Origin of the sequence: Agrococcus citreus (assembly GCF_039527715.1) — a bacterium.
Lineage (GTDB): Bacteria > Actinomycetota > Actinomycetes > Actinomycetales > Microbacteriaceae > Agrococcus > Agrococcus citreus.
Genome location: NZ_BAAAKK010000005.1, coordinates 760,697 through 770,537 on the forward strand (window position 1 = coordinate 760,697; position 9,841 = coordinate 770,537).

The 9,841-nt window shown below is 73.3% G+C and carries 9 protein-coding genes and 1 pseudogene; 8 read left to right on the forward strand and 2 right to left on the reverse strand.

Going from position 1 to position 9,841, the window contains the following annotated elements:
* A pseudogene (locus tag ABD106_RS12520) lies at positions 1–272 on the forward strand (amino acid permease); the annotation flags it as partial.
* A gap of 91 nt (positions 273–363) precedes the next feature.
* On the opposite strand, the gene gndA reads toward ABD106_RS12520, so the two are convergent.
* Positions 364–1,860, reverse strand: a complete 1,497-nt coding sequence (gene gndA / locus ABD106_RS12525; protein ID WP_343920834.1) for an NADP-dependent phosphogluconate dehydrogenase — start codon at positions 1,858–1,860, stop codon at positions 364–366.
* 107 nt (positions 1,861–1,967) lie between these two features.
* On the opposite strand from gndA, the gene ABD106_RS12530 reads away from it, so the two are divergent.
* Both ABD106_RS12530 and ABD106_RS12535 read left to right on the forward strand, forming a co-directional pair.
* A complete protein-coding gene (locus tag ABD106_RS12530) occupies positions 1,968–2,870 on the forward strand; it encodes an SMP-30/gluconolactonase/LRE family protein (RefSeq protein ID WP_343920836.1) in 903 nt (300 codons plus the stop codon).
* Positions 2,871–2,917: 47 nt separating this feature from the next.
* Positions 2,918–3,877 (forward strand): TIGR03557 family F420-dependent LLM class oxidoreductase, encoded by a 960-nt coding sequence (locus tag ABD106_RS12535; RefSeq protein WP_343920838.1) that lies wholly within the window; start codon positions 2,918–2,920, stop codon positions 3,875–3,877.
* Positions 3,878–3,884: 7 nt separating this feature from the next.
* On the opposite strand, the gene ABD106_RS12540 is transcribed toward ABD106_RS12535, so the two are convergent.
* A complete protein-coding gene (locus ABD106_RS12540; RefSeq protein ID WP_343920840.1) occupies positions 3,885–4,790 on the reverse strand; it encodes an NAD(P)-dependent oxidoreductase in 906 nt (301 codons plus the stop codon).
* A 105-nt stretch (positions 4,791–4,895) separates the two neighbouring features.
* On the opposite strand from ABD106_RS12540, the gene ABD106_RS12545 reads away from it, so the two are divergent.
* The 5 genes from ABD106_RS12545 to ABD106_RS12565 all read left to right on the forward strand — a co-directional run.
* Positions 4,896–5,723, forward strand: a complete 828-nt coding sequence (locus ABD106_RS12545) for an IclR family transcriptional regulator (protein ID WP_343920842.1) — start codon at positions 4,896–4,898, stop codon at positions 5,721–5,723.
* Between the two features lie 97 nt (positions 5,724–5,820).
* The gene (locus ABD106_RS12550; protein WP_343920844.1) at positions 5,821–7,233 is read left to right on the forward strand and encodes an MFS transporter; all 1,413 of its coding nucleotides are present in this window, start codon (positions 5,821–5,823) and stop codon (positions 7,231–7,233) included.
* Positions 7,233–7,994, forward strand: coding sequence for a fumarylacetoacetate hydrolase family protein (locus ABD106_RS12555; protein ID WP_343920846.1), 762 nt, complete (start codon positions 7,233–7,235; stop codon positions 7,992–7,994). Before ABD106_RS12550 ends, ABD106_RS12555 begins: the two co-directional genes overlap by 1 nt.
* Positions 7,995–8,049: 55 nt before the next feature.
* Positions 8,050–9,105: a D-2-hydroxyacid dehydrogenase gene (locus ABD106_RS12560; protein WP_343920848.1), complete on the forward strand. Its 1,056-nt coding sequence runs from the start codon at positions 8,050–8,052 to the stop codon at positions 9,103–9,105.
* On the forward strand, positions 9,105–9,841 hold a 737-nt coding region (locus ABD106_RS12565; protein WP_343920850.1), incomplete at its 3' end, for an SDR family NAD(P)-dependent oxidoreductase. The genes ABD106_RS12560 and ABD106_RS12565, both read left to right, overlap by 1 nt.

Below are 9,841 nucleotides of genomic sequence, written 5' to 3' on the forward strand. Positions count from 1 at the left end.
TCGCCGCGATCGCCGCGGCGCTGCTGCTGCCGGCCGGCAGCCTCGTCGCCTTCTCGTCGACGTGCGTGCTCACGTACTACGCGGTCGCGCACCTGTCGGCCATCCGGATGCGCCGCCACGGTCGGGTGCGCATGTGGCTTCCCGCCTGGCTGCCGTGGGCGGGCGCCGCTGCGTGCCTCGTCGTGGTGCTCACCCTGCCGTGGCAGGGTGTCGTCGCCGCGGCCGCCTGGCTCGCGCTCGGCCTCGCGGCCCGCGCCCTCCTGCGCCGCTGACTCCGTACAACCGACCGATCTCAACCGGCCAGTTGGTATCGCGAGGGGATAGTGCCCTCGCGACGCCGATCAGCCGGTTGAGAGCTCGGGGTCAGTGGGTGTCGGTCGCCGCGATCTCGGTGCGGTCGCCGGACCACTGGGTGTGGAAGGTGCCTTCGCGGTCGATGCGGCGGTAGGTGTGGGCGCCGAAGAAGTCGCGCTGGCCCTGGATGAGGGCGGCGGGAAGCCGGTCGGCGCGGAGCCCGTCGTAGTAGGCGAGGCTCGACGAGAACGCGGGCGAGGGGATGCCTGCCTGCGCGGCCGCGACGACCACGCGGCGCCACGCCTCGTGCGTCGAGGCCATCGCGGCCCGGAAGTACGGGGCGAGGATGAGCGCGGGCAGGTCCGGGTCCTCGGCGTACGCCTTCGTGATGTCCTTGAGGAAGCGGGCGCGGATGATGCAGCCGGCGCGCCAGATGCGGGCGACCTCGCCCTTCTGGATGTCCCAGCCGTGCTCGACGGCGGCCGCGACGATCTCGTCGAAGCCCTGCGAGTAGGCGACGATCTTCGACGCGAACAGCGCCTGCCGCACGTCCTCGATGAACGCATCCGCGTCGTCGACCTGCCACGCGTCGGACGGTCCGGGCAGGTCGGTCGCGGCGGCGCGCTGCGCGAGCCTCGACGAGAGCGAGCGGGCGAAGACGGCCTCGGCGATGCCCGAGACGGGCACGCCGAGGTCGAGCGCGGTCTGCACGGTCCAGGCACCCGTGCCCTTGGCGCCGGCGGCGTCGAGGATGACATCGACGAGCGGCTGCCCGGTGTCGGCGTCGACCTGCCGCAGCACCTCGGCGGTGATCTCGATGAGGTACGACTCGAGCTCGCCGCGGTTCCACTCGTCGAAGACGTCGGCGATCTCGGCCGGGCTCTTGCCCGTGCCGCGACGGATGAGGTCGTAGGCCTCGGCGATGAGCTGCATGTCGGCGTACTCGATGCCGTTGTGCACCATCTTCACGAAGTGGCCGGCGCCGTCGGTGCCCACGTGCGTCACGCACGGCTCGCCCTCGGCGACCGCGGCGATGCCGGTGAGGATCGGGCCGAGCGTCGCGTACGACTCGGCCGTGCCGCCGGGCATGAGCGAGGGGCCGTTGAGCGCGCCCTCCTCGCCGCCGGAGATGCCGCAGCCGACGAAGTGGATGCCCGTCTCGCGCACCGCCGCCTCGCGGCGGATGGTGTCGGTGAACAGCGCGTTGCCGCCGTCGACGATGATGTCGCCCGGCTCGAACACGCTCACGAGCTCGTCGATGACCGCGTCGGTCGGGCGGCCGGCCTTCACCATGATGATCGCGGTGCGCGGCGTCTGGAGCGAGTCGGCGAGCTCCTGCATCGTCGCGGCCTTCACGAAGCCGGCCTCGGGGTGCGCGGCGATGAGGTCGTCGGTCTTCGACGTCGTCCGGTTGTAGACGGCGACCGTGTTCCCCTCGCGGCTCGCGAGGTTGCGGGCGAGGTTCGAGCCCATCACGGCGAGGCCGACGACGGCGATGTTGGCGGACGGCGCGGTGCTGGCGGAAGGCGCGGTGCTGTTGGAAGGCGCGGTGTTGGCGGAAGGCATGGGGGTCCTCTCGAAGTGGCGCTCCCAGGCTATGCGGTCGAGCATGCGCGGCGGACGGTCGGCCGTGCTCCCGGGTGACGCGGAGCCGGGCCTGGTTGCATCGCGGCATGGACATCGCCGCACCGCACGATCCCGCCGAACTGCACGATCCCGCCGGCCTGCTCGCGCCCGACGCCCGCCTCGAGCGGATGGCGACCGGGGCGGCCTGGAGCGAGGGGCCGCTGTGGATGCCCGACGAGCGCGTGCTGCGCTGGAGCGACATCCACGGCGACCGCATCCTCGAGGTCGACGAGGACGGGCAGATGGGCGAGCACCGCACGGGCGTGGAGTTCACGAACGGGCGGGCGCTCGGCCTCGGCGGCGTCGTGCAGTGCTCGCACGGCCGCCGGGCGATCGAGCTCGAGGTCGACGGCGAGGTGACCGTGCTCGTCGACCGCTTCGAGGGTGCGCGGTTCAACTCGCCGAACGACCTCGCCGTGCACCCGGACGGCTCGGTCTGGTTCACCGACCCGCCCTACGGCATCGAGAAGCCCGAGGAGGGCCACCCCGGCGAGGAGGAGTACGGCGGCCGCTTCGTCTTCCGCTGGCGCGCCGATGACGGCATCCGCGCGGTCGTCACCGACATGGCCCGCCCGAACGGCATCGCCTTCAGCCCCGACCTCGCGACGCTGTACGTCACCGACTCCGCGGGCGACGACGAGACCGCCGAGGCGAACACGATCCGCGCCTACCGGCTCGAGGGCGAGGGCGCAGCGACGCGCGCGGTCGACGGACGCCGGGTCTTCGCGATGGACGCCGGCACGCCCGACGGCATCGCGGTCGACGCCGAGGGCCGCATCTGGTCGTCGAGCGCCGACGGCGTGCACGTCGTGACGCCCGCAGGGGAGCGCGTCGCGCACATCCCCGTGCCCGAGACGGTCGCCAACCTCTGCTTCGGCGACGACGGCTGGCTCTGGATCGCCGCGACGTCGAGCGTCTACCGGATCCGGACGGCGACGCGCGGCGCGTGACACGGAGTCCCAACCCGCTTCCAGGTGCGGCTCCTACCGTCGTCGCCATGCAGATCGGATACAAGCTCTTCGCCGAGGACGTCGCGCCCAAGGAGCTCATCCGGCGAGCGGTCGAGGCCGAGCGCGCCGGCTTCGACTTCGTCGAGATCAGCGACCACTTCCACCCGTGGCTGCCGCAGCACCAGCACTCCTCGTTCGCGTGGTCGATCCTGTCGGCGATCGCCGCGAAGACCGATTCGCTGCGGCTCGCGACCGGCGTCACGTGCCCCTCGATCCGCTACCACCCCGCGATCATCGCGCAGGCCGCTGCGACGCTCCAGATCATCTCCGACGGTCGCTTCACGCTCGGCGTCGGCGCGGGCGAGCGGTTGAGCGAGCACATCGTCGGGGAGGGCTGGCCCGAGATCGGCGACCGCCACCAGCGGCTCCGCGAGGCGCTCGAGATCATCCGGCTGCTGTGGAGCGGCGGCAGCCACTCGTACCGCGGCGACTTCCTGCGGCTCGAGGACGCGCGGGTCTACGACCTGCCCGAGACGCTGCCCCAGATCGTGGTCGCGGCCGGCGGCCCGCAAGCGGCGGCGCTCGCCGCGGAGCTCGGCGACGGCCTCTTCGCGACCGACCCGGATGCCTCGCTCATCGAGGCGTGGACGACGGCGGGCGGCGACGGCCCGCGCTACTGCGAGGTGCCGACGGCGTTCGCCCCCGACGCGCGCTCGGGCGCCGAGGCCGCGCACGAGCGGTTCCGCTTCGGGCCGCTCGGGTGGAAGGTGCTCGCCGAGCTGCCCGACCCGACGGCGTTCGACCAGGCGACGCAGTTCGTGCGCGTCGACGACATGGAGGATGCGTTCGCGTGCGGCCCCGACGTCGAGGTGCACGCCGCAGCGTTCCAGGAGTACCGCGACGCGGGCTTCGACCACCTCGCGCTCATGGACGGCGGCCCCGATCCCGACGCGTTCTTCGGCTTCTTCCGCGACGAGCTGGGCCCGCGCCTGCGGGACGCCGGGTAGCGGGGGTCTACCGCTCGGCGATGACGCGTCGGGTGACAGCGATGTCGCGCTCGCCGTGGCCGCGCTCGACGATCTCGTCGAAGAACGACCGCAGCGTCGGCAGCAGCGCGGGGTTCGTGCCGGTCGCGGCGGCGACGTCGGCGGCGAACCCGAGGTCCTTGATCATGTAGCGCGCGATGCCCGATGGCGCGTCGTCGCCCCGCACGAGCTTGTCGCGGCGGCTCTCGAGCAGGTTCGACCCCGCGTAGCCGCCGGCGAGCAGCGTCCACATCGCCTCGAGGTCGAGCCCCGATCGCTCGGCGAGCACCGTCGCCTCGCCGAGCGCCGTGATGGTCGCGGCGACGACGAGCTGGTTGCAGGCCTTCGCGACCTCGCCGGCACCGACCGGACCGAGGTGCACCGCCCGGCCGCACGGGTCGAGCAGGTGCGCCGCGCGCGCCGCATCCGCCGCGTCGCCGCCGACCATGATCGAGAGCGCACCGGCATCGGCGCCGTCGACGCCGCCCGATACGGGGCAGTCCGCGACGCGCGCTCGGCCGTCGCTCGCGGCCGAGAGCCGGCCCGCGAGCGCGTGGTCGCCGGTCGCCGACGACGTCGACCCGACGAGCACGAGCAGCTCGCCGCCATCGGCGCCCGCGAGCATCCCGTCGGGTCCGTCGAGCGCCTGCTCGAGCTGCGGCAGGTCGGGGAGCATCGACAGCACCGCGCCGGCGCGAGCGGCGAGCTCGCGCGGCGAGTCGACCCACACCGCACCCGCCTCGACGAGCGCCGGCCGCGCCGAGCGGCCGGTGATGACGACCGCTCGTCCTGCCGCGAGCAGTCGGCGCACCATCGGCTCGCCCATCGCGCCGAGGCCGATGACCCCGATCGTGTCGTCGCGGGTGGAGGCCGGGGTGGGGGATGCGCTGCTCATGCCGCCAGGCTACGGTCGCGCGGCGCGCTTGGCCAGCATGCCGAACGGCGTCCGACCATCTGGCGTCTAGGGTGGGCGAGACACCGACCCGCGAAGGAGCGGACCATGACGCAGCACGATGCGACCACCGAGCAGGCAGCGGCGCAGCGGTCGGCCGATCGCGCCGACCGCGATCCGGCACCCGCGGTCTCACGCGCGCTGCGCATCCTCAGCTCGCTCGCCGAGGCGGAGGGCGTCCCCATGACGCTGAGCGACATCGCTCGAGCGCTCGGCCTCGCGAAGTCGTCCACCGCGAACCTCTGCGCGGCGCTCGAGGAGGGCGGCATGGTGGAGCGCGAGGCGAACGGCTACCGGCTCGGCCGTCGCACTGCGGAGCTCGGGGGCGCCTTCGCGCAGCAGTTCAACCAGGTGCGCGAGTTCTACCGCGTGGTCGCCGCGTCGCCCGTGCTGCACCGCGAGGTGGTGCAGATCGCGATGCTCGACGGCACCGACGCGCTCTACCTCGCGAGGCACGAGGGCCGCTCCCCGTACCGGCTCGGCACGCCGCTCGGCTCGCGGCTGCCCGCGGCGCTCAGCGCGACGGGACTCGCGCTGCTCGCGAGGCTCGGCGACGACGAGGTGCGCGCGCTGCTCGAGCCGACCCAGCCGTTCGCCGCGCTGACGCAGGGGAGCATCACGACGGTCGACGAGCTCCTGCCGCAGGTGCGCGAGGTGCGGGAGCGCGGCTTCGCGATCGACCGCGGCGGCTCGTTCGGCGGGATCACGGGCGTCGCGGTCGCGCTCGAGCCGTGGGCACCGGCCGACCCGGCGCTCGCGATGGGCGCGGCCCTGCCGGTCGAGCAGGCCGACGAGGCGCGCGTCGACGAGGTCGGCGCCGCGCTGCTCGACGTCGCGCGCACCCTCACGAACCCTCTGCGAGGTCCGCAGGGCTGACGCGCTCGCGCCCGTCCAAGGGGTTGTACGCCGTTCAGCCGAGTGGTACGGTCGCTCCAGCAACGATGCCTTGCACGACTGTCGAAGGAGATGGACCGTGACTGAAACCACCGCGCAGCAGCACCCCGCGCACAGCGACGACCCGGAGTACGCAGCCAATCTGCGCCGGGCGACGCTCGCCTCGAGCGTGGGCAGCGCGCTCGAGTACTTCGACTTCGCCCTCTACGGGCTCTTCTCGGCCCTCGTCTTCGGGCAGCTCTTCTTCTCGAACCTGCCGGCCGAGTTCGCGGTCGTGGCATCCCTCGCCTCGTTCGGCGTCGGCTTCCTCGCCCGGCCGCTCGGCGGCCTCTTCTTCGGCACCCTCGGCGACCGCCTCGGCCGCAAGTGGGTGCTCGTCGTGACGATCCTGCTCATGGGCGGCGCGACGACCCTCATCGGGGCGCTGCCGACCTTCGACCAGATCGGCATCTGGGCACCGATCCTGCTCACCGTGCTGCGCCTCGCGCAGGGCTTCGGCGCGGGCGCCGAGCAGGCGGGCGCGACCGTGCTCATGGCCGAGTACTCGCCGGTGCGCCGCCGCGGCTTCTTCTCGGCGCTGCCCTTCATCGGCATCCAGCTCGGCACGCTGCTCGCCGCGCTCGTGTTCTCGCTCATGTCGCTGCTGCCCGACGAGGTCTTCTTCGGCTGGGCCTGGCGCATCCCGTTCCTCGCCTCCTTCGTGCTCATCCTGCTCGCGCTCTTCATCCGCCTGCGGCTCAAGGAGACGCCGACGTTCGTCGAGCTCGAGAAGCACGAGCAGGTCGCGAACCGACCCATCCGCGAGATCTTCACGAAGGGCCTCGCCGGCGTCACGGTCGGCGTCGGGCTGCGGATGGCCGAGAACGGCGGCTCCTACATGTTCCAGACGCTCGCGCTCGCGTTCGTCGCCGGCAACTTCCTCGCGAACCCCGTCGACCGGGGCGTCGCGACGTGGGGCGTCACGGTCGGCTCGCTCATCGCGATGCTCGTGCTGCCGCTCACCGGCCACCTCTCCGACCGGTTCGGCCGCCGCGTCATCTACCGCGCAGGCGCGGTCTTCATGCTCGTCTACGCGTTCCCCGCGTGGTGGCTGCTGTCGCAGGGCGACCCGCTCACGGTCGTGATCGTCATCGCGCTCGGCATCGGCATCGCCGTCAACACCATGCTCGGCCCGCAGTGCGCGATGCTGCCCGAGCTCTTCGGCAACCGCCACCGCTACCTCGGCGTGGCGATGGCGCGCGAGATCTCCGCCGTGCTCGCCGGTGGCCTCGCCGGCGTGCTGGGCGCCTACCTGCTCGCGGTCTCCGACGGCGACTGGCTGCTCCCGGCCATCTACATGGCGGCCCTCGCGCTCATCACGACCGCCTCGACGTTCCTCGTGCCCGAGACGCGCGGCCGCGACCTGCTGCGACTCGAGGATGCCGTCAACGTCTCGACCGACGAAGGCCACGAGCGCGACGCCGACCTGCCCGTCGGCTCGGCCGCGCGCTGATGCGGATCGCCCGGATCGCCGTCGCCGGCCGCGCGCTGCACGCGCGGCCGGACGGCGACGGCTGGACGCCCGTGGAGGATCCGTACGCGGCCCTCGCGGCAGGGCGCGAGCCCGCGGACGCGGGCGCGCGGATCCCGAGCGCCGACGCCGCGCTGCTGCCGCCGGCCGTGCCGACCGTGCTCGTCGGGATCGCGCAGAACCGCGGCGCCTCCGACCATCCGCTGCCCGTGCAGGCCTGGCTCAAGAGCCCGCGCGGTGTCGTCGCGCACGGCGAGCCGGTGCGCGTGCGGCGCGATGCGGGGCGCGTCGTCGTCGAGGCGGAGATCGCCGTGGTCATCGGCCGCGACACGGGCGACCCGACAGCGACGGCCGTCACGGAGGCGAACGCGCACGAGTTCGTGCTGGGCGTCACCGCCGTGGACGACATCTCCTACCCCGACCGCGCCGAGCTCGACGTGCGCAACTTCGAGTCGAAGGGCGGCGACGGCTCGACGCCGCTCGGGCCGTGGATCGACACCGACGCGTCGATCGACGAGCTGCCGCTCGCGCTCGAGATCGACGGGCAGCGCGTGCGCGACTCGAGCGCGCAGGCGATGCCGGTGCCCGTGCGCGAGTCGATCGCCTATGTCGCGCGGTGGGTGCGGCTGGGACCCGGCGACGTCATCATGGCGGGCGCTCCGCTGTCGAACCACGAGGCCGCCGCCGGTTCGACCGTCGCGGTCGTCGTCGGCGACGCGCGGCTCGAGACGCCGCTGCGCTGATCCGGCGCCCACCGCCGTCCGCCCGTCGATAGCCTTGCAACGAAGGAGTCCATCCATGCCGAAGTCCACCCTCAAGGTCGCCGTCGCCGTCAGCCTCGACGACGCCAACGCCGATCGCATCCGCGAGCTCGAGCCGCGCGTCGAGCTGCTGCGCGATCCCTCGCTCACGCGCCCGTGGCGCTGGACCGGCGATTGGGAGGGCGACCCCGAGTGGGAGCGCACGGCGGAGCAGCAGGCCGCGTTCGAGGCACTGCTCGACGGCGCGGACGCGATCTTCGGCGTGCCCGACGTCTCGCCGCCCGCGCTCGCCCGCGCGGTGCGCGCGAACCCCGGGCTGCGCTGGGTCCACACGACGGCGGCGGGCGGCGGCGGCCAGGTGAAGGCCGCGCAGCTCACCGACGACGAGCTCGAGCGCGTCGTCGTCACGACGAGCGCCGGCATGCACGCGACGACGCTCGCCGAGTGGGCCCTCTTCGGCGTGCTCGCCGGCGCGAAGGGCCTCCGCCAGCTCGAGGCCGACCAGGCGGCGCGCACGTGGGGCGACGGCCGTCGCCTCATGCGCCACGTGAACGAGATGACCGTGCTCGTCGTCGGGCTCGGCGGCATCGGCAAGGTCGTCGCCGAGCGCTTCTCGGCCCTCGGCGCCACGGTGTGGGGCACGACGCGCTCGGGAGAGCCGGTCGCGCACGTCGACCGCCTCGTGCCGATCGACGAGCTCGCGGAGGCCGCGGGCCAGGTCGACGCGATCGTCGCGACGCTCCCCGGCACGGCGCACACGACCGGCCTCATCGGCACCGAGGTGCTCGGCGCCGTGCGCGACGACACCATCTTCGTGAACGTCGGTCGCGGCACCGTCGTCGACGAGGACGCGCTGCTCGACGCGCTCGACGCCGGCCGCATCGGCTTCGCGGCGCTCGACGTCACCGCGGTCGAGCCGCTGCCCGCCGATTCGCCGCTGTGGCAGCACCCGAGCGTGCTGCTGAGCCCGCACACCGCCGCCCTCTCGGTGCAGGAGCCGCGTCGCATCGCCGAGCTCTTCGCCGCGAACGCGACGCGGCTGCTCGACGGCGAGCCGCTCCAGAACGTCATGTCCACGAAGGAGTTCTACTGATGCCTAGCGGCGCCGCGCTCTTCGACCTCACCGGGCGCACAGCGCTCGTCACCGGCTCGAGCCAGGGCATCGGCCGCGCGCTCGCGCAGGGCCTCGCCGAGGCCGGCGCGACCGTCGTCGTGCACGGCCGCGACCGCGCGAAGGCCGAGCGCGCCGCGAGCGAGATCACCGCGTCGACCGGCCGCGAGGCGCACGTCGCGACCTTCGACGTGACCGATGCGTCGGCGGTCGAGGCCGGCATCGACGACGTCGAGGCGCGGCTCGGCACCCCCGACATCCTCGTGAACAACGCCGGCATCCAGCGCCGCAACCCGATTGCCGAGTTCACCGACGAGGACTGGCACGACCTCCTCGCCACGAACCTCACGAGCGCGTTCCTGCTGTCGCGCCGCGTCGCGCGCGGGATGATCGCGCGCGGCTCGGGCCGGATCGTCTCCATCGGCAGCGTCCAGTCGCAGCTCGCCCGCCCCTCGATCGCGCCCTACAGCGCGACGAAGGGTGCGATCGTCATGCTCACGAAGGGACTGTGCGCCGACCTCGCGCCCCACGGCATCAGCGTCAACGCGCTCGCGCCCGGCTACTTCGCGACCGAGCTCACGCAGAAGCTCGTCGACGACGCCGAGTTCTCGGCGTGGGTCGCGCAGCGCACGCCCGCGGGGCGCTGGGGGAAGGTCGAGGATCTCGTCGGCACCCTCGTGTTCCTCGCGAGCGACGCGAGCGCGTTCGTGAACGGCCA

Coding starts and splice junctions, on each gene's coding strand:
- ABD106_RS12545 (WP_343920842.1), top strand. CDS start 4,896: ATGACGCAGCACGATGCGACCACCGAGCAGGCAGCGGCGCAGCGGTCG.
- ABD106_RS12560 (WP_343920848.1), top strand. CDS start 8,050: ATGCCGAAGTCCACCCTCAAGGTCGCCGTCGCCGTCAGCCTCGACGAC.
- gndA (WP_343920834.1), bottom strand. CDS start 1,860: ATGCCTTCCGCCAACACCGCGCCTTCCAACAGCACCGCGCCTTCCGCC.
- ABD106_RS12535 (WP_343920838.1), top strand. CDS start 2,918: ATGCAGATCGGATACAAGCTCTTCGCCGAGGACGTCGCGCCCAAGGAG.
- ABD106_RS12555 (WP_343920846.1), top strand. CDS start 7,233: ATGCGGATCGCCCGGATCGCCGTCGCCGGCCGCGCGCTGCACGCGCGG.
- ABD106_RS12530 (WP_343920836.1), top strand. CDS start 1,968: ATGGACATCGCCGCACCGCACGATCCCGCCGAACTGCACGATCCCGCC.
- ABD106_RS12540 (WP_343920840.1), bottom strand. CDS start 4,790: ATGAGCAGCGCATCCCCCACCCCGGCCTCCACCCGCGACGACACGATC.